General features: G+C 72.3%; 23 protein-coding genes. 8 read left to right on the top strand and 15 right to left on the bottom strand.

Annotated features, from left to right (window positions below; all coding sequences use genetic code 11):
* Positions 1–527: 527 nt before the first annotated feature.
* Together HC031_RS16540 and HC031_RS16535 are read right to left on the bottom strand one after the other, a co-directional pair.
* The gene (locus tag HC031_RS16540) at positions 528–1,241 is read right to left on the bottom strand and encodes a DUF4232 domain-containing protein (RefSeq protein ID WP_167926208.1); all 714 of its coding nucleotides are present in this window, start codon (positions 1,239–1,241) and stop codon (positions 528–530) included.
* A gap of 114 nt (positions 1,242–1,355) precedes the next feature.
* Positions 1,356–1,850, bottom strand: coding sequence for a universal stress protein (locus HC031_RS16535; RefSeq protein WP_167926207.1), 495 nt, complete (start codon positions 1,848–1,850; stop codon positions 1,356–1,358).
* 282 nt (positions 1,851–2,132) lie between these two features.
* Here HC031_RS16535 and HC031_RS16530 point away from each other — a divergent pair, with 282 nt between their 5' ends.
* Both HC031_RS16530 and HC031_RS16525 read left to right on the top strand, forming a co-directional pair.
* Positions 2,133–3,050 (top strand): ABC transporter ATP-binding protein, encoded by a 918-nt coding sequence (locus HC031_RS16530; RefSeq protein ID WP_167926206.1) that lies wholly within the window; start codon positions 2,133–2,135, stop codon positions 3,048–3,050.
* Positions 3,047–4,645, top strand: a complete 1,599-nt coding sequence (locus tag HC031_RS16525) for an ABC transporter permease (RefSeq protein ID WP_167926205.1) — start codon at positions 3,047–3,049, stop codon at positions 4,643–4,645. The genes HC031_RS16530 and HC031_RS16525 overlap by 4 nt, the downstream gene beginning before the upstream one ends.
* 8 nt (positions 4,646–4,653) lie before the next feature.
* Here the strand turns inward: HC031_RS16525 and HC031_RS16520 are convergent, their stop codons facing one another.
* The 3 genes from HC031_RS16520 to HC031_RS16510 all read right to left on the bottom strand — a co-directional run bounded on the left by HC031_RS16520 (position 4,654) and on the right by HC031_RS16510 (position 6,176).
* Complete coding sequence (locus HC031_RS16520; RefSeq protein WP_167926204.1) at positions 4,654–4,914, bottom strand: hypothetical protein; 261 nt, start codon at positions 4,912–4,914, stop codon at positions 4,654–4,656.
* Positions 4,915–5,019: 105 nt separating this feature from the next.
* Positions 5,020–5,664, bottom strand: coding sequence for an MgtC/SapB family protein (locus tag HC031_RS16515; RefSeq protein ID WP_338090691.1), 645 nt, complete (start codon positions 5,662–5,664; stop codon positions 5,020–5,022).
* Positions 5,665–5,843: 179 nt separating this feature from the next.
* Complete coding sequence (locus HC031_RS16510) at positions 5,844–6,176, bottom strand: putative quinol monooxygenase (protein ID WP_167926203.1); 333 nt, start codon at positions 6,174–6,176, stop codon at positions 5,844–5,846.
* A 109-nt stretch (positions 6,177–6,285) separates the two neighbouring features.
* On the opposite strand from HC031_RS16510, the gene HC031_RS16505 reads away from it, so the two are divergent.
* Positions 6,286–6,729 carry a YchJ family protein gene (locus tag HC031_RS16505; RefSeq protein ID WP_167926202.1) on the top strand — a complete coding sequence of 148 codons (444 nt, stop codon included), beginning with the start codon at positions 6,286–6,288 and terminating at the stop codon, positions 6,727–6,729.
* Here HC031_RS16505 and HC031_RS16500 read toward each other — a convergent pair.
* The 4 genes from HC031_RS16500 to HC031_RS16485 form a co-directional block, all read right to left on the bottom strand.
* Complete coding sequence (locus HC031_RS16500) at positions 6,703–8,265, bottom strand: sensor histidine kinase (RefSeq protein ID WP_167926201.1); 1,563 nt, start codon at positions 8,263–8,265, stop codon at positions 6,703–6,705. The genes HC031_RS16505 and HC031_RS16500 overlap by 27 nt on opposite strands.
* Positions 8,243–8,992: a response regulator transcription factor gene (locus HC031_RS16495; protein ID WP_167926200.1), complete on the bottom strand. Its 750-nt coding sequence runs from the start codon at positions 8,990–8,992 to the stop codon at positions 8,243–8,245. Before HC031_RS16495 ends, HC031_RS16500 begins: the two co-directional genes overlap by 23 nt.
* A 626-nt stretch (positions 8,993–9,618) precedes the next feature.
* Positions 9,619–10,233, bottom strand: a complete 615-nt coding sequence (locus tag HC031_RS16490) for an FMN reductase (RefSeq protein ID WP_167926199.1) — start codon at positions 10,231–10,233, stop codon at positions 9,619–9,621.
* Positions 10,230–11,351 (bottom strand): LLM class flavin-dependent oxidoreductase, encoded by a 1,122-nt coding sequence (locus tag HC031_RS16485; protein WP_167926198.1) that lies wholly within the window; start codon positions 11,349–11,351, stop codon positions 10,230–10,232. The genes HC031_RS16490 and HC031_RS16485 overlap by 4 nt, the downstream gene beginning before the upstream one ends.
* Before the next feature lie 165 nt (positions 11,352–11,516).
* On the opposite strand from HC031_RS16485, the gene HC031_RS16480 reads away from it, so the two are divergent.
* Positions 11,517–12,041 carry a 2'-5' RNA ligase family protein gene (locus HC031_RS16480; protein ID WP_167926197.1) on the top strand — a complete coding sequence of 175 codons (525 nt, stop codon included), beginning with the start codon at positions 11,517–11,519 and terminating at the stop codon, positions 12,039–12,041.
* Positions 12,042–12,058: 17 nt separating this feature from the next.
* A complete protein-coding gene (locus HC031_RS16475; RefSeq protein ID WP_167926196.1) occupies positions 12,059–12,529 on the top strand; it encodes an aminoacyl-tRNA deacylase in 471 nt (156 codons plus the stop codon).
* Between the two features lie 13 nt (positions 12,530–12,542).
* Here the strand turns inward: HC031_RS16475 and HC031_RS34405 are convergent, their stop codons facing one another.
* Positions 12,543–14,093, bottom strand: coding sequence for a diguanylate cyclase domain-containing protein (locus HC031_RS34405; protein ID WP_167926195.1), 1,551 nt, complete (start codon positions 14,091–14,093; stop codon positions 12,543–12,545).
* 171 nt (positions 14,094–14,264) lie between these two features.
* Complete coding sequence (locus HC031_RS16465) at positions 14,265–14,747, bottom strand: MarR family winged helix-turn-helix transcriptional regulator (protein WP_167926194.1); 483 nt, start codon at positions 14,745–14,747, stop codon at positions 14,265–14,267.
* A gap of 122 nt (positions 14,748–14,869) precedes the next feature.
* Between HC031_RS16465 and icmF the strand changes: the two genes are divergently transcribed.
* The 3 genes from icmF to HC031_RS16450 all read left to right on the top strand — a co-directional run bounded on the left by icmF (position 14,870) and on the right by HC031_RS16450 (position 20,968).
* Positions 14,870–18,112, top strand: coding sequence for a fused isobutyryl-CoA mutase/GTPase IcmF (gene icmF / locus HC031_RS16460; RefSeq protein WP_167926193.1), 3,243 nt, complete (start codon positions 14,870–14,872; stop codon positions 18,110–18,112).
* Between the two features lie 93 nt (positions 18,113–18,205).
* On the top strand, positions 18,206–19,855 hold the full coding sequence (locus HC031_RS16455; RefSeq protein ID WP_167926192.1) for a methyl-accepting chemotaxis protein: 1,650 nt from the start codon (positions 18,206–18,208) through the stop codon (positions 19,853–19,855).
* Positions 19,856–19,873: 18 nt separating this feature from the next.
* Positions 19,874–20,968: a sugar ABC transporter substrate-binding protein gene (locus tag HC031_RS16450; protein ID WP_167926191.1), complete on the top strand. Its 1,095-nt coding sequence runs from the start codon at positions 19,874–19,876 to the stop codon at positions 20,966–20,968.
* Positions 20,969–21,109: 141 nt separating this feature from the next.
* Here HC031_RS16450 and HC031_RS16445 read toward each other — a convergent pair whose 3' ends face one another.
* From HC031_RS16445 to HC031_RS16430, 4 genes are read right to left on the bottom strand one after another with little or no spacing between them, the layout of a single operon-like run.
* Positions 21,110–22,366 carry an MFS transporter gene (locus tag HC031_RS16445; RefSeq protein WP_167926223.1) on the bottom strand — a complete coding sequence of 419 codons (1,257 nt, stop codon included), beginning with the start codon at positions 22,364–22,366 and terminating at the stop codon, positions 21,110–21,112.
* 55 nt (positions 22,367–22,421) lie between these two features.
* Positions 22,422–23,945, bottom strand: coding sequence for an AMP-binding protein (locus tag HC031_RS16440; protein ID WP_205862815.1), 1,524 nt, complete (start codon positions 23,943–23,945; stop codon positions 22,422–22,424).
* A gap of 55 nt (positions 23,946–24,000) precedes the next feature.
* Entirely contained in the window at positions 24,001–24,348 is a 348-nt protein-coding gene (locus HC031_RS16435; RefSeq protein ID WP_167926190.1) for a hypothetical protein, read from the bottom strand.
* Positions 24,345–24,623, bottom strand: a complete 279-nt coding sequence (locus HC031_RS16430; RefSeq protein WP_167926189.1) for a hypothetical protein — start codon at positions 24,621–24,623, stop codon at positions 24,345–24,347. Before HC031_RS16430 ends, HC031_RS16435 begins: the two co-directional genes overlap by 4 nt.
* Between the last annotated feature and the right edge of the window lie 28 nt (positions 24,624–24,651).

Raw genomic sequence — 24,651 nt, 5'->3', positions numbered from 1 at the left:
GAAACACAGACTGATGGTGATCAGTCCAAGCTTCGGATTTAGCAGGCCGTCCGCTGCGGCGCTCTCGCACCGCACTCGCCCGGTTCCCTGCCGGCCGTTAACTCTACCCGACCCTCGCGCCCGCTCCAAATCGACCTCACTCGGTCACTCGAAGCGGTCACCCTGTCGGGTGCCGGTCAAGGCCGGCGCTGACGCGCCACCCGCCCGGGATCACCCACCGTACCCCGGAGAAGTTCTCCGGCGGCCCCGTGGGCAGAGAGAAAGTTACGCTCAGCAGTTCATGATCGTCAAATTTGCCGACCTTGTCCTGCGTCACACCCGCGCCGGGTCCCTGCAATCGCCGGTCACTGACCCAGGCGCGACGCGGCGCGCCGTGCTCATGTGTAACACCGACCAGGGACAAACCATTCCCCGACCGCTGCCGCCAACCGAACGAATCACACGGCTCGACCAGCGAACCAGGACAACCCCCGGGCACCACCACACGTTCCCGCCAGCCGGCCCTCGGTGAGCAGGGCCAGGCCAGGTCACCAGGCGACGACGCCCTGAGCGCTCGGCTGGAGTGAGCCGATCTCCAACTGCTTGATCGTGATGTCCGACCGTTCCGCCGCTGGAAAGTCCGTCAGCTCGGCGTCCTTGGCGCCCGAGCTCTTCGGTACGCCGATCATGAGCGTGTTGCCGGTCGGACACTCGGCGCTGGCCTTGTCGCAGACCGTCCACTTGATTCCGGCCGACGCGGACGAGCCGGACGGCAGGTCCACCGGTACCGGCGCGCCCGGCTGCGCCACGTTGGAACTGGGCACCACGACGACACCGCCGGCCGCGTTCAGCAGGGCGACGGAGGCCCAGCCCTCCAGCCGGCACGACCGGCTGGAGACGTTGGTCAACTCGACGATGGCCATCCGGGTCGCACCCGCGGTGCGTTGTGGCTGCGCGATCACCGTGGGCTTGACGTCGGCGAGCGCGCATACCGCGGTCTGCGCGGAACCGTTCGTGCCGCTGCTCTGCGCCGGAGCACCAACCTTCGCCGCTGTGCCGGACCCACCTGCGGCGACGTCGGCACCCGTGGTCGCCGAGGCCGTCGCGCCCGGAGCGGACGACGACCCGGAGCCCGCGGCTGAACCCGAGCATGCGGAGACACCGGCGGCGATCAGCACCGCCGGCGCGGTCAGGGCCATCAGGCGGAGACCGAGCCGGGTACCGGTGGGACTGGGACGGGACGGGAAACGGCGGGCCGGCATGACGGTGTCTCCACCTCACATCTACGACGGTGCACCGCCATGTTGCCGGCTCCGCGCGGCCCGAATGCCGCAACCGCAGAAGATCAGCCAGATCGTGATCCGGCGGTGGCGGACCTACCGCGCGCCGGCCGCGTTCCGGCCCGTGACGTGGGTGACCCGCGCCGCCTCGCGCAGCAGGCGGCGGGTCAGAATCGCCCGGCTGGCGCCGCGGGCCAGCTCCGGTGGGGGCACCACCGTGACCGGGCAGGTTGCCTGCCGGGTGCAGGCGCGGACCAGCCAGCTCGGCCACCACCGGCCGGCGGTGCCGCGTACGAGCAGATCCTCGGCGTACCCGGCGTACCCGGTCAGCACGACGTCGGCCCGGCCCTCTGCCGCGACGACGGCGACGTCGATGTCTGCGGGGACGCCGCCCATGGCCAGGTCGAAGGCCCCATCGATGTAGCGCCACGGGTCGGGGCCGGCCCACGTCGGCTCGACCTGCCACGCGCGCACCGCGTACACGGGTACCCGACGCCGCCGCGCCTCGGCTGTCCCGTACCGAAGGGCCTGCAGCCCGGCAAGCGACTGGGACACGCCGACGACGACCCGGGCGCGGCGCTGTGTGTCCATCGTGACCTCCTTGGTGCCCGTGCAGACGCCCACCGGGGTGGCACGCTGGCGGCGGGTGTCCATTTGGCGCCACGGGCTTGCGCTCCGTAGGTCGCCATCGGCGCCGTCCGCCACGCGAGGGCTTTCCCTCACCACCGGTGGGCGTCCTGGTCCGATGCTCGGCGATCGGCGAGTCGGCCTCCCAGGGCCGAACGGCCCGTTCCGGCATGACGTGGGTCCCTGCCCGGAGAACGTGCCCTTGGCCCCTTCCCCAGCGCTGCCGGGCGGGTCGATCCTGTCTGGATGGACGCGGTGATAGACGTTCAGGGACTGCGCAAGGACTTCGGCCGCACCCGGGCACTGGACGGCCTGGACCTGTCGGTGCGGCGGGGCGAGGTGCACGGCTTCCTCGGCCCGAACGGGGCGGGGAAGACGACCGCCATTCGCATCCTGTTGGGACTGCTGCGCGCCGACGGCGGCACCGCGCGTCTACTCGGCGGTGACCCGTGGCGGGACGCCACGTCGCTGCACCGGCGGTTGGCGTACGTGCCGGGTGACGTCACGCTCTGGCCCAATCTCACCGGCGGCGAGGTGATCGACCTGCTCGGCCGGTTGCGTGGCGGGCTCGACAAGCGCCGCCGCGACGACCTGCTCGACCGCTTCGACCTCGACCCGAGGGTGAAAGGCCGGGCCTACTCCAAGGGCAACCGGCAGAAGGTCGCGCTGGTCGCGGCGTTGGCCTCCGATGTGGAGCTGCTTCTGCTCGACGAGCCGACCTCCGGGTTGGACCCACTGATGGAGGAGGTCTTCCGGGAGTGCGTCGAACAGGAGCGGCAGCGGGGACGGACGGTCCTGCTGTCCAGCCACATCCTGGCCGAGGTGGAGGCGCTGTGCGACCGGGTGAGCATCATCCGGCTCGGCCGGACCGTGGAGACCGGCTCTCTCGTCGAGCTGCGGCACCTGACGCGTACGTCGATCTCGGCTGACCTGGCGGCGCCGCCGGACGGATTGAGCGGGCTGCCGGGCGTCCACGATCTGCGGGTCGACGGTACCCGGGTGCGGTGCGAGGTGGACACCGACCGGCTCGCCGAGGTGCTGCGGCACCTGGCGGCGGCCGGCGTACGCGGCCTGGTCAGTCAGCCGCCCACCCTCGAGGAGCTGTTCCTGCGGCACTACCGCGACGAACTGGTCGGCGGGCGACCGGCGGGACGGCTGCCGTGAACGGGCTCGCCGGCGCCGGAGCGCTCGCCCGACTGGTCCTCCGCCGCGACCGCGTGGTGCTGCCCATCTGGGTCACGCTGCTGTCCGCGCTCCCCGCGTCGTACGCGGCCGGGACCCGGTCACTGCTCCCGACGGCCGCGGAGCGCGAGCAGTACGCGCGCTCCATCGGTACCAACCCGACGTTCCGGGCGTTGCTGGGCCCGGTGTTCGGGTCCGACGTCGGTGCGCTCGGCGCGTGGCGGTCACTGTTCGTACTGGTGATCGTCGGGCTGGCGAGCCTGCTCACGGTGATCCGGCATACGCGTACCGACGAAGAGGCCGGGCGCCGGGAACTGCTCGGCGCCACCGTCGTCGGCCGGCACGCCCCGCTGGGCGCGGCGCTGGGCGTGACGTTCGCCGCCGACCTCGCCCTCGGGGCGCTGGTGGCGCTGTGGATGGTCGCGATCGGTACACCGGTGACGGGCGCCCTCGCGCTCGGCGCGTCCTGGACCGTGGCGGGATGGCTGTTCGCCGCCTCCGGTGGCCTGGCCGCGCAGCTGACCGAGCGGGCCGGCGCGGCGCGGGGCATCGCCATCGCGGCGCTGAGCGGGACCTACCTGCTGCGGGCGGCCGGTGACGCGAGCGGCCCGGCCAGCGGTGTGTCCTGGCTGTCGTGGGTGTCGCCGATCGGCTGGCTGCAGCAGGTGCGCCCGTACGCCGGCGAGCGGTGGTGGCCGCTGGCAGCCGCCGCGGCCCTCACCGTGGCGATCGGGGCGGGCGCGTTCGCGCTGTCGGCGCGGCGCGACCTCGGCGCCGGTGTGCTCGCGGGCCGACCCGGCCCCGCGGCGGCCGCACCGGCCCTGCGCAGCCCGCTCGCGCTGGCCTGGCGGCTGCACCGCGGGCTGCTGGCCGGCTGGGCGGCCGGGTTCGCGGTGTACGGCGCGGTGCTCGGGGCGAGCGCGAAGGGCGTACAGGACATGGTGGCGGGCAGCTCACAGCTCGCCGACCTGCTTCGCCGCCTGGGTGGGGCCGCCGCGATCAGCGACGCGTACCTCGCCGGCGTCATCAGCGTCACCTCGCTCGGCGCGGCCGCCTACGCCGTTCAGGCCACGCTGCGGCTGCGCACCGAGGAGGCGGCGCTGCGCGCCGAGCCGGTGCTGGCCACCGCCGTCAGCCGGTTGCGGTGGGCCGCGAGCCACCTCGCCTTCGCCGTTGCGGGCCCGGCGGTGGTTCTCGCGCTGCTGGGCCTGCTGGCCGGGCTGGCGTACGGGCTGAGCGTCGGCGACGTGAGCGGTCAGGCTCCTCGGGTACTCGCCGGGGCGCTCGTCCAACTGCCCGCGGTGTGGGTGCTCACCGGCCTGGCGACGGCGCTGTTCGGTCTGCTGCCGCGGGCGGCGTGGGTCGCCTGGGCCGCGCTGGCCGGCTTCCTGCTGGTCGGTCAGTTCGGCGAGATCTTCAAGCTGGATCAGAAGCTGGTCGACGTCTCACCGTTCACCCATGTGCCGAAGCTGCCCGGCGCACACCTGACCGTCACGCCGCTGGCGTGGCTGGTCGCCATCTCGGCGGTACTGGTCGCGGCCGGTCTGGCGGGACTGCGGTACCGCGACATCCGTTGACCGGGCCGTCACAGGTACGGGCCGGTCGTGTCGCTGTCGGTCTTGGAGACCCGTACCGAGACGACGTTGGCCAAGTTGATCACGATTGCGCCCGCCCGATCGACCCGGGAGTCCCTGGCCTGGCGCAGGATCAGGCTGTGCCGGTCGTCCAGGGCACGCACGATCGCGTCCAGCGCCTCGTCCGGCCCGGGGAAGTCGGAGCTCAGAAGGGAGACGTCGTCGCCGCCCACCGGGTGGAATCTGATCACAAGTTCGACGTTCTCAGCCACGGCCGGCCCCTTCCGTCGACAACCGCCTGGCCCTCCGCCGGGTGCTCATATCCGTACGGGTCAGCGTGAAACGCGGGAACGGACCGCACTCGGTCAGCGGGTCGGTCAGCGGGTCAGGTCGACGCCCTCGACGTCGGGCAGCAGTCGAAGCTCCTCGGCGAGCTGTGGCAGCGACACCGACTTCGCGGGCTGGGCGGCCAGCTCGATGAGCTGCTCGTGCTCGGCGTACGCGATCCGCAGGACCCTGGCCCTGGGCAACGCGTCCAGCACCTGCCGCTCGACCACATCGAGCCGGCTGCCGTGCTTGATGGTGACGGTCACCATGAGGTTGCGGCGCAGCGGCAGGTACAGGTGTTCGGCCTGCTTGACCAGCCACAGGACGGACAGCGCGAGCACGGTGGTGAGGACCGCCGCCTCCCAGGCGCGCAGGCCGACGGCGAGGCCGATCGCGGCGGTCACCCACAGGGACGCCGCCGTGGTCAGACCGCGGACGTTGACGCCCTCCTTGAAGATCGCGCCACCGCCGAGGAAGCCGATCCCGGTGACCACCTGGGCGGCCACCCGGGTGGGGTCGGTGTGGGCCGGACCGACGCCGGCGAGCGTGAAGAGCGCGGCGCCGAGGGCGACGAGCATGTGGGTACGCAGGCCGGCGGGCTGCGAGCCGAACTCCCGCTCCATCCCCACGGCGGCGCCGAGCCCGGCGGCCATCGCGATCTGCCCGACAATCAACAGTTCGCCACTGACCGACACCGCGGTGCTCCCCTCGTCGCTCTTGCGGATCTTGTACCCGCTGTTTCCCGATCAATCGGCGACGCGCCGTGTTATGTGAAGGATTCCCGTGATCGGCGCGGTATGGGAGGACTACACCCGCATTACACCGAAACAGAAAGGGCCGGCCCGACTCGGACCGGCCCTTGCGTCGCTGAGCGTCACCGCTCGTCGGGGACCGCCATCTCGCCGAGCAGGGACCAGTCGTCCTGCGGCACCGTCACGTTGACGATCCGGGGCGTCTGGGCCAGGTACGGCGGCAGCGTCCGCTGAGCGGTGCGGAAATGGTCGGACTGCACGTGCGCCGCGCCGGCTTCGTCGTCGCGGAACGCCTCGACCAGGACGTACTCGGTCGGGTCTTCGATGCTGCGGGACCAGTCGAACCACATGCAGCCCGGCTCACGCCGGGTCGCCTCGGTGAACTCGCGGGCGATCTCGGGCCACCGGTCGGCGTGCTCCGGCCGTACCCGGAACTTCGCGGTTATGAAGATCATCGAATCTCTCTCAGCAGCGGAACGGGCGGAAACGATCCGGATCGCGCGCAGATGATCCTAGTACCGGGGCCGGACCCGGCGCCGGACCAGGGATCGACACAATGTACGGATGGCCAGAAGGAGCACACGCCGAACGCCGGCGACCGACCCGGCTTCGCCCTGCCCCTGCGGCCTGGGCCAGCCCTACGGTGACTGCTGCGGACGCTTCCACCACGGTCCGACCGGCGCCCCGACCGCAGAACTGCTGATGCGGTCACGGTTCAGCGCGTTCGCCGTCGAGGACGCCGCGTACCTGCTGTCGACCTGGCATCCGGCGACACGGCCGGCGCGGATCCGGTTCGAACCGCACCAGCGGTGGTCGCGGCTGGACATCCTCGGCACGACCGGCGGCGGACTGCTGGACGCCGAGGGCACCGTCGAGTTCCGCGCCCACTACAGCCAACACGGGCGGCAGGGCGGCGTGCTGCACGAGCGCAGCCGGTTCGTACGCCGCGACGGGCGCTGGCTGTACCTGGGACCGGTCCCGTCAACCGGACCGATGCGACTGGCCTGACGCCATCGGCTCGGATCGCCCGTCGGTGGCCGGCGGCTCGTCGACGGGAGCGTGGGACGGCAGCCGTACCGTGAACCCGGTGTACCCCGGCCGGCTGGTCACCTCGACGCTGCCGCCGTGCGCCTCCACCACGGCGGCGACGATCGCCAGCCCCAGTCCGGTGCTGCCGGCGGCGCGCGACCGCGAACTGTCGCCGCGCGCGAAGCGGTCGAACACCTCGGGCTGCAGCTCAGCCGGGATGCCGGGGCCGTTGTCGACCACGCTCAGCCGTGCCTCGGCACCGGCGACGGCCAGCCTGGTGACGACGACCGTCCCGGGCGGCGTGTGGACGCGGGCGTTGGCCAGCAGGTTGGCCAGGACCTGGTGCAGCCGGGCCGGATCGCCGGTGACGGTCACCGGCTCCTCGGGCAGGTCCAGCCGCCACTCATGGTCACGGGCGGCCACATGCGCGTCGCCGACCGCGTCGATGACGAGGCGGGACAGGTCGACCTGCTCGCGCTCCAGCGGCCGGCCCGAGTCGAGCCGGGCCAGCAGGAGAAGGTCCTCCACCAGCGTCGTCATCCGCGCCGTCTCCGAGTGCACCCGGCGCATCGCGTGGGCGACGTCGGGCGGCACGGCGTCGCCGTACCGGCCGGTCAGCTCGGCGTACCCGCGGATGGCGGCCAGCGGGGTACGCAGTTCGTGGCTGGCGTCGGCGACGAAGTGGCGTACCCGCATCTCGCTGGCCTGCCGGGCGGCCAGCGCGGCGGCGACGTGGCCGAGCATCCGGTTCAGCGCGGCACCGACCTGCCCGACCTCGGTGCGCGGGTCGACGTCCGGCACCCGTACCGACAGCGCCACCTCGCCCCGGTCCAGCGGCAGCTCGGCCACGCGCCGGGCGGTGGCGGCGACCCGGTGCAGCGGGCGCAGCGTACGCCGCACGATCGCCGTGCCGAGCAGGGCGGCGAGGAGCGCCGCGATGAGCCCGACCAGGATCTCCACGGCGATCAGCCGGTCACGGGTCGCGTACACCGGCGCCATCGGCAGCCCGGTGATGAGAACAACGTCGCCGTCGCCGGCCCGGATTGCGACGAGCCGGTAGGCGCCGAAGCTGCCGAGATCGCGGGTGTACTTCCGGCCGTCCGCCGGCAGCTGCTTGAGCACGTCGAACTGCGCCGAGGGCAGGTCCTCCTGCTCGTTGGTGACGGGGTCACGCATCCTGGCGTCGGTGACCTCGCCGTCGACGATGCGGCCGAGCAGGGTACCGGCCGCCTGACCGGTGTCCGGGACCGGACCGCGCGGCGGCCGCCCCCCGATCCCCAGCGGGTCGGGTGGGTGCTGTCCACCGCGGGCCCGATTGGCCGCCTCCGTCAGCTGGCTGTTGAGGCGGTCCATCTGAAGCTGGTTCACCACGGTCGTGGTGACGACGCCGAACAGGACACAGACCACCGTGGTGAGCACCACCAGCGCCGCCGTCAGCTGGGCGCGCAGCGACCAGGAAGACGGCCGCCGCCACCGGCCCGAAGCGGTCGGGTCAGCCGGCGGGCTTGAGGACATAGCCGGCTCCCCGCATCGTGTGGATCATCGGGTCGCGCCCGGCGTCGATCTTCTTGCGCAGGTACGAGATGTACAGCTCCACCACGTTGGCCTGACCGCCGAAGTCGTAGTTCCAGACCCGGTCGAGGATCTGAGCCTTGCTGAGCACCCGCTTGGGGTTGCGCATGAGGTAGCGCAGCAGTTCGTACTCGGTCGCGGTCAGCGAGATCAGCTCTCCCGCCCGGCGTACCTCGTGGCTGTCCTCGTCGAGGGTCAGGTCGCCGACGGTGAGCAGGGTGCTCTCGGCCCGGGCGGTCAGGCCGGTACGCCGCAGCAGCCCCCGCAGCCGCGCCACGACCTCCTCCAGGCTGAACGGCTTGGTGACGTAGTCGTCGCCGCCCGCTGTGAGGCCCGCGATCCGGTCCTCCACCGCGTCCTTGGCGGTCAGGAAGAGCACCGGGATCTCGGCGAACTGCGCGCGCAGCCGGCGGAGCACCTCCAGGCCGTTCATGTCGGGCAACATCATGTCGAGCACCACCACGTCCGGCTCGAAGCCGCTGGCGGTCTGCACCGCGGTGAACCCGTCACCGGCGGTGCGGATCTCCCAGCCCTCCAGCCGGAGCGCCATCGACAACAGCTCGGTGAGGGTCGACTCGTCGTCGACGACGAGCACGCGTACCGGCTGTCCATCGGCGCGGCGCAGCTCCGTCCGCGCCTGCGCGTCGGAGGTGGTGTTCACGGTTGCCATGGCCCCATCTTCGCCGCATCTCCTGTGCGGACCTTGGGCGGTTCCTGTGAACGGCCTGTGCGTCCGGTCAGTCCGCCCGCAGCTCAGTCCGCCCGCAGCTCAGTCCGCCCGCAGCGGACGCCCACCGTCGGCGAGCACCAGCGATGAGCGTCCGCTGTGGAGGGTCGACGATGAGGTCAGCTGGCGGGCTTCGTCAGGTCGTACTGGCCGCCGGAGCCCTGGCCGCCGGAGCCCGCACCGGCGGCGCTGCCGCCGCGTGCGGCCGTGTGGTCGGTCGCCGTGATGATCCCGGCGTCTCCGCCAACGGTGGCAGGTGCAGGCCCGGCGGCGGCTGCGGCGTGGAGACGTACCCGGTGGCGTCCGCCGGTACCGTCGCGTGTGGAGGGACCGTCGCGTCCGCCGGTGCTGTCGTCTCCGTATCGTTGCTGGTCATCAGTGTGCCCCTTCGGCGCCCGTCGCGGGTATCTCCCGCCGGCACCGACCAGGCTCACCGCCGGCCCTGTGTGCTCGCTGTGCCCCGACTTGGCGGCGGATATGGAATCTCCGAGGGTCGCGGAGAGTCCCGGCGACGGCGTGCCCGTGAAGGTCGATCACCGCCCGCCCGGCCATCGAGCGAGGCGTGTCGTTCAGTCGCCGGAGAGCAGGTCCTCGAACGACGTCGACAGCGCGAACGGGTCCGGCGCCACCGCCGGCTCGCGCAGGCTCACCTGGACGGCCAGTTCGCCCGCGGCGCGCCGGATCCGGTTGCGCAGCGGGCCTTCGGCCGCCGCAGCGCCCCAGTCGTCGGTCGCGGCGAACACGGACGTGGGCACCACGACGGCCCGGAGATAGGCGAACATGGGCCGCAGCGCGTGCTCCAGGGCCAGCGAGTGCCGCGCCGTCCCGCCCGTCGCACCGATCAGCACCGGCTTGTCGACCAGCGCGGCGTCCCCGAGCACATCGAAGAACGTCTTGAACAGCCCGCTGTACGACGCGTTGAAGATCGGCGTGACGGCGATGAGCGCGTCGGCGGCGGCGACGGATTCGATGACCTGTCCGAGCGGTTCCGACGGAAAGCCGGTCAGGAGATGGTTGGTCAGGTCGTGGGCGTGGTCGCGCAGCTCGACGACCCGGGTGTCGAGCCGCACCCCCAGCCGGTCGGCCTCCTCGCGGGTGGCCGCGGCCAACTGGTCGGCGAGCAGGCGGGTGGAGGACGGCTGGCTCAGACCGGCCGACACGACGGCGAGCGTACGTTCCTTCATCGGGCGTCCTCGCCGGCCGCGGCCTTCTTCTCGGCCGCAACCTTCTTCTCGGCAGCGGCCTTCAGCGAGGCGTGCGTGGGCGCCTCGGGCACGTGCGCCGGGCGCAGCGCGTCGAACTCCTTGCGCAGCACCGGCACGACCTCCTCGCCGAGGAGGTCGAGCTGTTCCAGGACGGCCTTCAGCGGCAGGCCGGCGTGGTCGATCAGGAACAGCTGCCGCTGGTAGTCGCCGACGTACTCGCGGAAGCCCAGCGTACGGTCGATCACCTGCTGGGGGCTGCCGACGGTCAGCGGGGTCTGGCTGGTGAACTCCTCCAGCGACGGCCCGTGTCCGTACACCGGGGCGTTGTCGAAGTACGGCCGGAACTCGCGGACGGCGTCCTGCGAGTTCCGGCGCATGAACACCTGTCCGCCCAGGCCCACGATGGCCTGGTCGGCGCTGCCGTGGCCGTAGTGCTCGAACCGCTGGCGGTACAGGCCGACCATGCGCCGGGTGTGCTCGGCGGGCCAGAAGATGTGGTTGGCGAAGAACCCGTCGCCGTAGTACGCGGCCTGCTCGGCGATCTCGGGGCTGCGGATGGAGCCGTGCCACACGAACGGCGGGATGCCGTCGAGGGGCCGGGGGGTCGAGGTGAAGCCCTGCAGCGGAGTGCGGAACCGGCCCTGCCAGTCGACGACGTCTTCGCGCCACAGCCGGTGCAGCAGGGCGTAGTTCTCGATGGCGAGCGCGATGCCGTTGCGGATGTCCTGCCCGAACCAGGGGTACACCGGACCGGTGTTGCCGCGGCCCAGCATCAGGTCGACCCGGCCGTCCGCGAGGTGCTGGAGCATCGCGTAGTCCTCGGCGATCTTGACCGGGTCGTTGGTGGTGATGAGCGTGGTGGCGGTCGACAGCCGCAGGGTCGTGGTCTGCGCCGCGATGTAGGCCAGCGTGGTCGTCGGCGAGGAGGAGAAGAACGGCGGGTTGTGGTGCTCGCCGAGAGCGAAGACGTCGAGCCCGACCTCCTCGGCCTTCTTCGCGATCGTGACGACCGCCTTGATCCGCTCCCCCTCGGTCGGCGTGCTGCCGTTGGTGGGGTCGGTGGTGATGTCACTGACCGTGAAGATCCCGAACTGCATGTCCAGCTCCTACTCGGAGACGAGGAAGGCTTGCTGCTCGGGACAACATATTTGACGCGTCAACAATTCCCCCCGGCGGGGTGGCGTGACGATCACCGAGGCGGACAACGGCCGGTCCGGTGAGCCGGCTTGCCGGCGGGACCGCCCCTGTGCGTACTGTCGGGCGTGGCCCTCGCCGTGTGCCTGCTCTTCGACGGTCGCACGGAGCGCGCCCTGCGCAACCTGTGGGACAAGCTCGAGGAGCGGGGCGTGGCGACGCTGCGCTCGCACACCCACGGGCTGCACCGTCCGCACCTGTCGTACGTGGTGCTGCTGCGCTGGCGCCTCGACGCCGTACGCGTAGCGATGGCGGCGCTGCCCGACCGCGGCCCGTTCCCGCTGACGTTCGACGCGCTGGGGGCGTTCCGCCGGGGCCGGATCTGTCTCGTTCCGGCGGTGCCGGCCGATCTCGTGCGCCGGCAGGAGGTCGTGCTGGCGGCGACCCGGGCCACCGGCGCGGTGGTGCACCGCAACTACGAGGCGGGCGCGTGGCTACCCCACTGCTCGGTCGCGCCGCGGGCCCGGCTCGGCCAGCTACCCGTGGTGGCCACGACCGTCTACGACGTTCTGCCGCTCCCCGCGCGCGTCAGCCGCGCCGCTCTCGTCGACAGCACCACCGGGCAGACATGGCCGCTGCCGAACGTACCGTGATCGGTAAGATCCGGCGCATGTCCGGACCCGCCTTCGACGCCCTGGCCGCAGCCGGCGTTCCCTACCGCGTCCTGCGGTACGGGGCGGTCCGGAGCGTGGCCGAGGCCGCCGCCGTGCGGGGCGTGGCCGTCGCCGACGTCGTGAAGACGCTCGTGGTACGCCGTGGCGACGACGACTTCCTCTTCGTGCTCGTACCGGGTGATCGGGTGATCTCCTGGCCGAAGCTGCGGACGGTGCTAGGGGTGAGCCGACTGTCGATGCCGGACGCGGACACGGCGAAGGCGGTGACCGGGTACGAGCGTGGCACGATCACCCCGTTCGGCTCGACGACCCGGTGGCCGGTGATCGCCGACGAGCGCATCCGTGGCCGGCAGATCACGCTCGGGGCCGGCGAGCACGGCGTCGCCGTCGCGGTGACGGCGGACGACGCCCTGCGCGCCGTCGACGCGACGCTCGCCGATGTCACCGAGCCCGGTCCGGACCGCTGACCGGCGAACGTCCTCAGCAGGACCTGGACGGGTCGGCAGCGAGGTCCGGGGTGTAGCGGGCGTAGTTGCCCTTGCCGTTGCGTTTCGCCACGTACATCGCGATGTCGGCGTGGCGCAGCAGCGACTGCGGGTCGTCGTCGGCGCCCCGTTCGGCGATCCCCAGGCTCGCGCCCACCGCCAGGTGGTGGCCGTGGGCGACGACCGGCGCGTCCAGCCCGGCGAGGATGCGGCTCGCCACCTCGAAGACCTCGTGGCCGGCGGTGCCCGGCAGCAGGACCGCGAACTCGTCGCCACCGAGTCGGGCGACCAGGTCGCCGGGGCGTGTGGCGGCGCGCAGCCGCCGGGCCACCTCGACCAGCAGCCCGTCGCCGACCTCGTGGCCCAGCGTGTCGTTGACGCCCTTGAAGTCGTCGAGGTCGATGAGGAACGCGGTGAGCAGCACCGGCTGTCCCGGCGCGAACGCCGCCTCGAGGGTCTCGTTGAACAGCGCCCGGTTCGGCAGCCCGGTGAGCGCGTCGTGGGTCGCCTGCTGGCGCAGCAGGCGCTGGTGCTCCCGTAGCGACACGACCAGCGCGGCGTTGTCGCGGAACGCGAGGAACTGCCGGAGGGCGACGATGCCGGTCGCGACGACGGCGCCCGTCACGACGGCGACCGAGCCGGGGTCCCCGGGGTGTACCGTGACGTCGATCAGCAGCCCGTCGATGGCGGCCACCGCCAGGTACGGCAGGACGCTGTAGCCCTTGCGGCTGGCACGGGCGGTGCCCCCGCTGCCCGCCCGGTGGTACTGCAGCACGCCCGCGAGGCCGGCGATGGTGGCGTTGAGGGTGGTCATCACGTTGGAGACGCCGGCCAGGCGGGGACCGGGGAGCATGGGGCTGATCGCTGAGCCGAGCGCGCCGACGAGGACGACCAGGGCCAGCGTGCGCAGCGCCGCCGCGTCGACGGCGTCGGTGCCGGCCAGCATCAGCTTGACGACGGCCAGCACCGCCAACAGGCACACGACGCACAGGACGAGCAGCCCGAACACGGTGCTGAGATCGGCGGTGGTGCCCAGCAGCGGCTCCAGCACGTAGTGCCACAGGAACGTGGCGGCACAGGCGAGCACCGTCGCCGCGTCGAGCCCGAGCCGCAGCCAGTCCCCGCGGCTACGGCGGCGTACCGGCAGGCGCAGCAGCGCCCACAGCACGATCAGCAGCGCGACGACCAGCAGGCAGACCGCGATGGTCAGCAGCGGCCCGGGCCGCGAGCCGCTGACCCGGGCCTCGGTGGTGGGGCCCGTCGACGGGACGATGAGCGCGGCCGCGACCGCCAGCCGCCGCCAGAACCGGCGGCCGGCCGGGCTGAGCCGGGTGGCCCGGGAAGCGCGGTACAGGTCCCAGGAGGTCAGGACCATGGCCACCCCGCCGGGAATCCAGCCGAGCACCGTCAGCCCGTCGTACCCGCTGGCCCGGGCCAGGCACCAGCCGACGGACAAGGCCAGGATCGGCGTGTACAGCAGCAGTGCGCGCCGCACGCCGTCGGCGAGCGTGTTCGCTGCGCGCCCGTACCCCTCCGGCGAGCCCACGGTCACCCCTTTCCCCGTGCACTCATCGGCCGGGGCCGCGCCCAGCTGAGCACTCCGTCCAAGATCCGCGCAGTGTGCGGGATACTGCTGCTTCCCTCGCGTGGGAGGCAGCAACTTCGCCAGAACTGCGCGGATCTCAAGCGCGGATCTCAAGCGCGGGTCAAGCGCGGATCAGAAGTCCCCCGCGTCCCGGCGCAGGTCGGTGAGGATCGCGACCAGCGCGGTGACCGCCTCCGGCGGGATGCCGGGCGCGCTGAAGACCTCGGCGTTGAGCTCCTGGGTGGCCTTGACCGCGAGCTCGCGGCCGGCGTCGAGGAGCTCGACGAGGGTGGCGCGGCGGTCGGTCGGGTGGGAGGCCCGGCGGACCAGGCCGGCGGCCTCCAGGCGGTCGACGGCGTTGGTGACGCTGGTGGGGTGCACCTGCAGCCGCGCGCCGATGGTGGCCATCGGCAGGGTGCCGGCGCGGCTGAAGTACAGCAGCATGAGCACCTCGTAGCGGGCGAAGGTGACGCCGTGGCGCCGCAGGATCGCCTCGACGCGGGCGAGCGCGATCTGTTGCGCGCGCATCAGCGAGGTCACGGCAGCCATCCCGTCCGCGGCATCCGCCCAGCCGTGCGCGGCCCACTGGCGGCGGGCCTCGGCGATGGGATCCATGGGCAGACGGTCGGAAGCGGGCACGGGGACATCCTACGGGAACTGGTCACAGTTCATGGACATCAAATATTTGGACGTCCTACCATCATGCCATCCCGTCCTCCCCCTGGTTGAGGAGTGCCATGAGTCAGCCGAAGCCGCCCTCCCCCGTCCCCGCGCTGCACGTACCGGTGCACCCGGTGCGCTTCGTGACCGCGGCCAGCCTGTTCGACGGGCACGACGCGGCGATCACGATCATGCGGCGGCTGCTGCAGAGCCAGGGCGCCGAGGTCGTCCACCTCGGGCACGACCGCAGCGTCGACGAGGTGGTCACCGCGGCCCTGCAGGAGGATGCCAACGGCGTGGCGGTCTCCTCCTACCAGGGCGGGCACGTCGAGTACTTCAGCTACCTCGTCGAGCGGCTCGCCGAGCGCGGCGCCGGGCACGTACGGGTGTTCGGCGGCGGCGGCGGGACGATCGTGCCCGCCGAGATCGACCTGCTGGCCTCGCGCGGGGTGCGCATCTTCAGCCCGCAGGACGGCCAGCGCCTCGGCCTGCCCGGGATGATCAATGAGCTGATCCGCGACTGCGACGTCGACCTGGCGGCTCAGAGTCCGGCCGGCGACGCGCTGCTGGCCGGCGACGAGGCGGCCCTAGCTCGCGCCATCACCGTCCTGGAGGCCGGCGCCGACCCCGACCTGGCGGCCGCCGTGCGCCACGCGGCGTCCGCGCGCGCCGTGCCGGTGCTGGGCATCACGGGTACCGGTGGGTCGGGCAAGTCGTCGCTGACCGACGAACTGGTCCGCCGGCTGCGCCGCGACAGCGAGGACAAGGTACGGGTGGCCGTCATCGCGGTCGACCCCACCCGCCGCCGCGGCGGCGCGCTCCTGGGTGACCGCATCCGGATGAACAGCATCGCCCCCGGCGTGGTCTTCTTCCGGTCCCTTGCCACCCGCACCCCGGGCGCCCAGGTGCCCGAGCACCTCGACGACATCATCGCCGCCTGCAAGGCAGCCGGGTACGACCTGGTCATCGTCGAGACCCCGGGCATCGGACAGGGCGACGCGGCGATCGTGCCCTTCGTCGACGTGTCGCTGTACGTGATGACGCCGGAGTTCGGCGCGCCCAGCCAGCTCGAGAAGATCGACATGCTCGACCTCGCCGACGTGGTGGCCATCAACAAGTTCGAGCGCCGCGGCGCGCAGGACGCGCTGCGCGACGTGGCCCGCCAACTCGTCCGCAACCGCGAGGCGTTCGGCACGCCCTGGCAGGACATGCCGGTGTTCGGCACGAGCGCGGCGCGCTTCGACGACGACGGCGTGACCGCGCTGTACCAGCACCTCAAGCAACTCCTCGGCCTGTCCGGCTTCGCCGGAGTGCTGCCAACCGTCGCCACCCGCACCTCGACCGGGCTGTCGTCGGTGCTGCCGGCCGGCCGGGAACGGTACCTGGCCGAGATCGCCGAGACGGTGCGCCGCTACCACGCCACCACCGCGTCGCAGGTCGACGTGGTGCGGCGACGCCAGCACCTGTCCACCACCCGCGACCTGCTGTCAGGCGAGGACCCCGCGGCGGCGACGTCGGTGCAGGCGCTGCTGGAGCGTACCGAGGCCGACCTGCACGGCGACGTCCGTGAGCTGCTGGCGCAGTGGCCGGCGACCCGGGCCCGCTACGACGGCGACGAGCAGGTGTACACGGTGCGCGGCAAGGAGATCCGCACCCCGCTGACCCGCACCACCCTGTCCGGCACGACCCTGCCCCGGGTCGCCCTGCCCCGCCCGGGCGACGACGGCGAACTGCTGCGCTTCCTGCGCAGTGAGAACCTGCCCGGCTCGTTCCCGTTCACCGCCGGGGTGTTCCCGTTCAAGCGCACCGAGGAGGCGCCGGCGCGGATGTTCGCCGGCGAGGGCGACGCCTTCCGCACCAACCGCCGCTTCCACCTGCTCAGCGAGGGTCAGCCGGCCACCCGGCTGTCGACCGCGTTCGACTCGGTGACCCTCTACGGGCGCAACCCCGACCGCCGCCCCGACATCTACGGCAAGGTCGGCACCTCCGGGGTGTCGATCGCGACCGTCGACGACATGCGCGAGCTGTACGCCGGGTTCGACCTGTGCTCCCCCACCACCTCGGTCTCGATGACCATCAACGGGCCCGCCCCGGCGATCCTGGCCATGTTCTTCAACGCCGCGATCGACCAGCAGGTGCGGACGTTCGCCGACGAGCACGGCCGGGAACCGGACGACGCCGAGCGGGCCGAGATCGCGGCGCGGACGCTGTCGACGGTACGCGGCACCGTGCAGGCCGACATCCTCAAAGAGGACCAGGGCCAGAACACCTGCATCTTCTCCACCGAGTTCGCGCTGCGCTGCATGGCCGACATCCAGGAGTGGTTCATCGCCCACCAGGTGCGCAACTTCTACTCGGTGTCCATCAGCGGCTACCACATCGCCGAGGCCGGGGCCAACCCGATCAGCCAGCTCGCGTTCACCCTCGCCAACGGCTTCACCTACGTCGAGGCGTACCTCGCGCGCGGCATGGACATCGACGACTTCGCGCCCAACCTGTCGTTCTTCTTCTCCAACGGTATGGACGCCGAGTACACCGTGATCGGCCGGGTCGCGCGCCGGATCTGGGCCATCGCCATGCGCGACAAGTACGGCGCCGGCGAACGCGCCCAGAAGCTGAAGTACCACGTGCAGACCTCGGGCCGGTCCCTGCACGCGCAGGAGATGGACTTCAACGACATCCGCACGACCCTGCAGGCGCTGTGCGCCATCTACGACAACGCCAACAGCCTGCACACCAACGCCTACGACGAGGCGGTCACCACCCCGACCGAACAGTCGGTGCGCCGCGCCCTGGCGATCCAGATGATCATCGACGCCGAGTGGGGCCTGGCCGACACCGAGAACCCGCTCCAGGGCTCCTTCATCGTCGAGCAGCTCACCGACCTGGTCGAGGAGGCCGTGCTCGCCGAGTTCGACCGAATCGCCGAGCGCGGCGGTGTGCTGGGCGCGATGGAGACCGGCTACCAGCGCGGCCGGATCCAGGACGAGTCAATGCTGTACGAGCACCGCAAGCACGACGGCTCGCTGCCCATCATCGGGGTCAACACCTTCCTCGGCGGGGACTCCGACAAGCCCGTACAGACCATCGAACTGGCCCGCGGCACCGATGCGGAGAAGCAGTCCCAACTGGACCGGCTGGCCGACTTCCACGCCCGGCACGCGCACGAGGCGCCGGCTGCCCTGGAGCGGCTCAAGGCGGCGGCCACCGGCGGCGGCAACGTCTTCGACGCGCTGATGGACGCCGTCCGCTGCTGCTCGCTGGGCCAGATCAGCGACGCGTTCTTCGAAGTCGGCGGCCAGTACCGCAGAAACGTCTGACGATTTGTCCTCAAGCGCCCCGGCGGCCCGCCGATGACCGGTGCAACGCGTGCAACCGTGCGCGCGATGCAACGGTGATCCCGGGAGGTCAGCGTGCGCGGCACTTCGGTCCGAGGTGCGACGCCGGAAAAGGTCCGGCGCCGCCATTCCCTGCTTAGCTGGCTCGCCGACCAACCCGTCGGTCGCAAGCTGCTCCTCCTGGTCGCCGTCGGCTGCTCGGTCGCCGCCGTGGTGCTGGCCGTGGGTGTGAGTGGCCTGGGCCAGGTCAGCCAGCGGGCGAATGAGCTGTACGGCCGCAACCTGCAGCCCTCAGCCCACCTCGCGGCGGTCAACTCGTCGGCGTTGAAGGTCCAGAACGACCTGGCCAACCTCGCCCTGTCCAACGGACCGGTCGCCAGCAAGTCCTTCCAGGACGACATCAGGGCCACCGACGCCCGCCTCGACCGGGAAGTGGCCGCCTACCGGGCGACCGCCACCACCACGCAGCAACGGCAGTTGGTGGACCGGTTCGAGGTCTGGTGGTCGGCCTACCGCAACGTCCGCGACCACCGCCTGCTGCCGCTGATCGCCAGCGGCCAGACCGCCGACTTCCAGCAGGCCTACCTGGGCGACGGCCAGATCATCAGCGACAACGCGATGGCGGCCCTCGCCGACCTGCAGCGCTACGAGCAGACCAGCGGGCAGCAGGCGGCCGCCTCCGCGGCGCACACCTACCGCACCGCACGCAACCTGATGGTCGTCGCGCTGCTCGCCGGCCTCGTCGTGGCGTTCGTGCTCAGCCAGTACCTGGCCCGGTCCATCAGCCGCCCGATCCAGCGGGTACGCGGTGTCCTCGCCGCCGTCGCCGCCGGCGACCTGACCGCCGAGGTCACCGTCGAGTCGCGCGACGAGGTGGGCGAGATGGCGCGGGCGCTGGGGGTCGCGACCGCGAGCACCCGCGAGGCGGTGCGCATGCTCGGCGACAACGCCTCCGCGCTCGCCACCGCGACCGAGGAGCTCACCGCCATCAGCCGCCAGATCGGCGACAGCGCCGTCGACGCCAACCAGCGGGCCGAACAGGTCGCGGGCGCGGCCGGGTCGGTCAGCACCCACGTGGCCACCGTGGCCACCGGCGCCGAGGAGATGGGCGCCTCGATCGAGGAGATCTCCCGCAGCACCAGCCAGGCCGCCGACGTCGCGGCCGAAGCCGCGGCGGTGGCCGCCGCGGCCACCAGCACGGTCGGCAAGCTCGGCGAGTCGTCGCAGGAGATCGGCGAGGTGGTCAAGGTGATCACCGCGATCGCCGCGCAGACCAACCTGCTCGCGCTGAACGCCACCATCGAGGCGGCCCGCGCCGGCGAGTTCGGCCGTGGCTTCGCCGTCGTGGCCCAGGAGGTCAAGGATCTGGCGCAGGAGACCGCCCGCGCCACCGAGGACATCGGCCGGCGGGTCCAGGCGATCCAGGCCGACACCGCCGAGGCGGTGCAGAGCATCGAACGCATCGGCGAGGTCATCGGACAGGTCAGCGAGTTCCAGGCGACCATCGCCACCGCGATCGAGGAACAGGCCGTGACGACCACGGCGATGAGCCGCAGCGTCGCCGAAGCGGCCGACGGTTCGGTTCAGATCGCTTCCACGGTCGCCGGCGTCGCCACCGCGACCGAGGCCACCCAGGCCGGTGTGGCCAGTACCGCCCATGCCGTACAGGAGCTGGCCCGGATGGCCACCGACATGCGCAGCGCGGTCGCGCGCTTCCGCTACTGACCCGGAGAGCGAGTCGATATGAGGATCCGAACGCTTGCCGCGCGCCTCGCCGGTCTGGGCCTGGCGCTGTCCATGCTCGCCGGCTGCGGCGTCACCGCCGCGCTCACCGGCGACGCGCCGACCGGCCGGGCGGCCGGCCCCGCCGGCCGGGTGGCGCTGCTGCTGCCCGAACTCAAGGCCAGCCGGTACGAGGCGGCCGACGAGCCGTACTTCGCCCAGCGGCTCAAGCAACTGTGTCCGGGCTGCACGGTGGACTACCGCAACGCCGAGCAGGACGCGGCCAAGCAGCTCGAACAGGCCAAGGACGCCCTGGACAAGGGCGCGAAGGTCCTCGTGCTGAACCCGGTCGACAGCGTGGCCGCCGGTGAGATCGTGGCCGCCGCGCACGACCGTAAGGTGCCGGTCATCTCCTACGACCGGCTCGTGCTTCAGTCCGCCGTGGACTACTACATCTCGTTCGACAACGCCAAGGTCGGCTCGCTGCAGGCGAACGCGCTCCTGCAGGCGCTGGGCCCGAAGGCCTCCTCCGGCGAGATCCTATGGATCAACGGTTCACCCACCGACAACAACGCGACCCTGTTCAAGCAGGGCGCCCACGCCGTGCTCGACGGCAAGGTCCACGTCGCCGCCGAGTCCGACACCGCGGACTGGAACCCCGACAACGCGAAGGCCTGGGTCCAGAAGACGCTGCCGACGCTGCGGGGCAGCCAGATCGTCGGCGTGTACGCCGCCAACGACGGTACGGCCGGTGCGGCCATCGCGGCGATGCACGCCGCCGGACTGCCCGACGTGCCGGTGACCGGACAGGACTCCGAGACCGCGGCGCTGCAGCGGATCCTGACCGGCCAGCAGTACATGACGGTGTACAAGGCCATCCGACCGGAGGCGGAGAAGGCCGCCGAGCTCGCCTACAACCTGCTGCGGGGCGTGCACCCCAAGGCGCCGACCACGATCGACAACAAGGCGGGGCAGGTCCCGTCGGTGCTCCTGGACCCGGTCGCGGTCACCAGAGACACCATCAAGTCGACGGTCATCAAGGACGGGTTCGTCACGGCGGGCTCGCTGTGCGCGGGCGCGTACGCGGACGCCTGCCGGGCCGCCGGCATCGACTGACGACGCTGCCGTCACCGACTGACCACGCCGCGCTCATCGGCGCCCGGTTGAGCTGGGCGCCGATGACCGCGCTCGAGGAGCGGCTCGCACCGGGCTGCAGGTGCCGCAACGAGTTGATCGACCGGTACTTTCCAGGCTGATTCAGGCGGCCACCTCGGCGCGGTCGACGCGCATGGCGGCGGTCATGGTGGCGCGGTCGAAGACCCGCCAGGTCACCGCGGCGACGACGACGGCGACGGCGAACCCGACCCAGTACGGCGCGGCCAGCCCGAACCGGGTGGCGACCGCGCCGCCCAGCAGCGCGCCGAACGCGCTGCCGCCGGCGGCGAGGAACAGGTAGGCGCTGTTGACCCGGCCGAGCATCTCCGGCGGGGTCAACCGCTGGCGCAACGTGGTGGTGACGATCCCCCACAGCGCATCGTGGATGCCGAACACGGCCAGCATGACGCCGACCGGGATCGCATTCGTGGACACCGCCATGGTCAGGTGGAACAGGGTTTCGACGACCAGCCCGACGCGCAGCGTCACACTCGCGGAGAACCGCCGGATGAGCCGCTCCCCGACGAGCGAGCCGAGCAGCCCGCCGACGGCGAGCGCGGTGAACAGCAGCCCGTACCCGACCGAGCCGAGCCCCAGCCGCTTCGTCGCGACCAGGACGAGGATCGACATCGCCGCGGTGAGGGTGACGTTGAGCAGCCCGATCAGCACCGCGAGGGTACGCAGCAGCCGGTGCGCGAGCAGCCAGCGCACTCCCTCGGCGATCTCGTGACGCAGGGACGTCCCATCGCGCGCGGGCGTGCCCGGCGCGGGGCCGGCGCGGAACGTACCGGCCAGCATGCCCATCAGCGCCGCGGCGGCGGCGAACGAGCCGGCGTCGAGCAGGAACGGCGCGGCCGCGGCGACCGCGAACAGGCCGGCGCCCAGTGGGCCGGCGAGCATGTCGTGCAGCACGGTACGGGCCGCGCCGATCCGGCTGTTGGCGCGTTCGAGCAGCGCCGGTGGCACGACCGCGGGCAGGATCGACATGCTCGCGGCGCGGGCCAGGGTCTCGCCGCTGCCGAGCAGGAACATCACCGCGTACAGCAACGGCACGCTGCTTCGGTGCAGCGCGACCGCGACGCCGAGGACGCCGATGACGGCCGCCCGGATCCAGTCGACGACGACCATCACCCGCCGCCGGTCCAGCCGGTCCACCAGCCCGCCGCTCAGCAGCGAGAACAGCAGCCACGGCAGGGTCACGGCGAACATCGCGCCGGACACCACGAGCGGGCTGTCGGTCAGCGACGAGACCAGCAGCGGCGCCGCGACCAGGGTGACCCCGTCGCCCAGCGTCGAGATGGCGCTGGCCGTCCACACCAGAGCGAACCGGGGACCGAGCCGGGTGCCGGAAGAGTCGATCACCGGCGGAAGCTACCAAAAACCTCCGTCAATCTCCGCTCGTTTCGCGCGGCTGTCACGCCACCAGCTCGTGCCGGAGGATCTTGCCGAGGGCGTTGCGCGGCACCGCGTCGATCCAGCGCCACAGCCGGGGCCGCTTGTACGGGGCGAGCCGGTCGGCGCACCACGCGACCAGGTCCCGTTCGAGGGTGGCGGCGTCGACGGCGTCACCGGCCACCACGAAGGCGGCGACGGTCTCCCCCCACTCCGCGGACGCCGCGCCCACGACCGCGGCGTCGGCCACACCCGGATGTGCGCGGAGCACCTCCTCGACCTCCCGGGGGTACACGTTGTAGCCGCCCGTGATGATGAGCTCTTTGGCCCGGCCGCTGATCCGCAGGTACCCGTCGGGGTCGAGCACGCCGAGGTCGCCGGTGCGAAACCAGCCGTCGGGCGCGAACGCCGCGGCGTCGGCGTCCGGCCGGTTGCGGTACCCGGCGATGACGTTGGGGCCGGCCACCTCGATCTCGGCCGTCCCGCCGGGGCGCGGCGCGAGGCGCACCGCGACGCCGGGCAACGGGAACCCGACGGTTCCGGGCCGGCGCTCGCCGTCGTACGGGTTGGAGACCAGCATGATCGTCTCGGTCATGCCGTACCGTTCGAGGACGTGCTGGCCACTGCCGGCGGCCACCGCCTCGTGCAGGTCGGCCGGCAGCGGGGCCGAGCCGCTGACCGCCAGGCGCAGGCCGGCGAGCGCCGCGAGGTGTTCCGACTCCGCGAGCCGGTGGTACATGGTCGGCACGCCGAAGAACAGCGTCGCCCGGTGGTCCCGGATCGCCGCGGCGACCCCGGCGGGGTCGAAGCCGGGCAGCACGAGGGCCGACGCCCCGGCCGTGAGGGTGCCGTGCAGGCCGACGCCGAGGCCGTGGACGTGGAACAGCGGCAGGCACAGGGCCAGCCGGTCGTCGGGCTCCCAGCGCCAGGCGATCCGTACGGCGTGTGCGCTGGCGAGCAGGTTGCCGTGGGTCAGCGGGACGCCCTTGGGCAGCCCGGTGGTCCCCGAGGTGTACACGATGAGCGCCACGTCGCGCGGGGCGGCCTCGTCGAGGGCGACGTCAGCGGCCGGTGTGGGCAGGCCGGCCAGGTCGGGCCCGGTCACCCGGGGAAGCTCCCCGGCGCGGGCGGGATCGTCGAGCACCGCGAGCGCGGGGGCGGCGTCGGCGGCGATGCCGGCCAGTTCGCGGGCGGTGTACGCGGTGTTGGCCGGCACCACGGCGAGCCCGTACCGCAGCGCCGCCACGTAGGCGACGACGAGGTCGAGGCTCGGGCCGGCCGAGATCAGCACCCGGTCGCCCGGCGCCAGGCCGGCCGCGGCGTACCGGGCCGCCGCGATGGCGGTCCGCTCGGCCAGCTCGGCGGCGGACATCGCCGCACCGTCGAGGGTGGACAGCACGGTCCGGTCCGGATCGGCGGCCCACGCCGCGGTCCAGGCGCCCGGCAGCGTACGCCCGGCGGCCAGGTCGACCTCGATCTCCGACATGCCGGGCGGCAGATGGACCGACCAGTGCGGCGCCTCGCGCGGCTCAATGGGGTCTGGCACGGCTGTCGACGGTACCGGGCCGGCTACCTCCTGCCGGACACCAGGGGCTGCGCTCCTAGGCTGCCTTCCGCTGCTGTTCGAGAAGCTGCTGCGCGCGCTCCGCCGCGGTCTGCAGCCGCGCGACGGCGCTGGCCAGCTCAGCGGCGGGGTCCGGCTCGACGCCCTCGTCGCGGGCCAGCCCCTCTTCGATCCACCGGCGGATGGTCTTGCTCCAGTCGCTGCCGTTGGCCTCGGCCACCGCCTCGATGCGCTTGACCAGGGACATGGGCACCCGCACGGACTTTCCCACCATGACGTCGTCACTGACGTCGAACCGCTCGGTCGTCAGTCGCGGCTCACCGAAGTGGGAGTCGTCCAGCGGCAACCCGGACCGCGCCCGCTCCATCAGTTCGCGTGCCCTCATCGCAGCTCCCCTTCCTGGGCGTTGCGCCACCGTGCCCGGCCGTCCATGCCGGCCTCGAACGCGCCGAGGACCTCGTACCAGCCCTCATCGGCCCGTACCAGCCAGACTTCGACGAGCCGGCCGGTCACGTCGGTGATGACCCGCCACCCGTCGTCGCCCTCCAGCGGGAGAAGAAGGCGCCGGCCCTCCGCCCCCACCGCCTGGTTGACCTCGGCGGGCGACACTCCCGTCCGCTCAACCAGACGCATCGCACCGTGCGACCAGACGATTCTCATGCTAGCAACGTATGACGCGGGTATGACA

It is taken from the genome of Planosporangium thailandense (assembly GCF_011947195.1).
Taxonomy (GTDB): Bacteria; Actinomycetota; Actinomycetes; order Mycobacteriales; family Micromonosporaceae; genus Planosporangium; species Planosporangium thailandense.
The sequence above is the reverse complement of the archived record's forward strand: the minus strand, read 5'-3'. Positions and strand labels throughout refer to the sequence as shown.

What these genes read in the sequence shown, in the direction of transcription:
- HC031_RS16540 (WP_167926208.1), bottom strand. Translation starts at nt 1,241, where the DNA reads ATGCCGGCCCGCCGTTTCCCGTCCCGTCCCAGTCCCACCGGTACCCGG.
- HC031_RS16535 (WP_167926207.1), bottom strand. Translation starts at nt 1,850, where the DNA reads ATGGACACACAGCGCCGCGCCCGGGTCGTCGTCGGCGTGTCCCAGTCG.
- HC031_RS16530 (WP_167926206.1), top strand. Translation starts at nt 2,133, where the DNA reads ATGGACGCGGTGATAGACGTTCAGGGACTGCGCAAGGACTTCGGCCGC.
- HC031_RS16510 (WP_167926203.1), bottom strand. Translation starts at nt 6,176, where the DNA reads ATGATCTTCATAACCGCGAAGTTCCGGGTACGGCCGGAGCACGCCGAC.
- HC031_RS16505 (WP_167926202.1), top strand. Translation starts at nt 6,286, where the DNA reads ATGGCCAGAAGGAGCACACGCCGAACGCCGGCGACCGACCCGGCTTCG.
- HC031_RS16500 (WP_167926201.1), bottom strand. Translation starts at nt 8,265, where the DNA reads ATGTCCTCAAGCCCGCCGGCTGACCCGACCGCTTCGGGCCGGTGGCGG.
- HC031_RS16495 (WP_167926200.1), bottom strand. Translation starts at nt 8,992, where the DNA reads ATGGCAACCGTGAACACCACCTCCGACGCGCAGGCGCGGACGGAGCTG.
- HC031_RS16490 (WP_167926199.1), bottom strand. Translation starts at nt 10,233, where the DNA reads ATGAAGGAACGTACGCTCGCCGTCGTGTCGGCCGGTCTGAGCCAGCCG.
- HC031_RS16485 (WP_167926198.1), bottom strand. Translation starts at nt 11,351, where the DNA reads ATGCAGTTCGGGATCTTCACGGTCAGTGACATCACCACCGACCCCACC.
- HC031_RS16475 (WP_167926196.1), top strand. Translation starts at nt 12,059, where the DNA reads ATGTCCGGACCCGCCTTCGACGCCCTGGCCGCAGCCGGCGTTCCCTAC.
- HC031_RS16465 (WP_167926194.1), bottom strand. Translation starts at nt 14,747, where the DNA reads ATGGATCCCATCGCCGAGGCCCGCCGCCAGTGGGCCGCGCACGGCTGG.
- icmF (WP_167926193.1), top strand. Translation starts at nt 14,870, where the DNA reads ATGAGTCAGCCGAAGCCGCCCTCCCCCGTCCCCGCGCTGCACGTACCG.
- HC031_RS16450 (WP_167926191.1), top strand. Translation starts at nt 19,874, where the DNA reads ATGAGGATCCGAACGCTTGCCGCGCGCCTCGCCGGTCTGGGCCTGGCG.
- HC031_RS16435 (WP_167926190.1), bottom strand. Translation starts at nt 24,348, where the DNA reads ATGAGGGCACGCGAACTGATGGAGCGGGCGCGGTCCGGGTTGCCGCTG.
- HC031_RS16430 (WP_167926189.1), bottom strand. Translation starts at nt 24,623, where the DNA reads ATGAGAATCGTCTGGTCGCACGGTGCGATGCGTCTGGTTGAGCGGACG.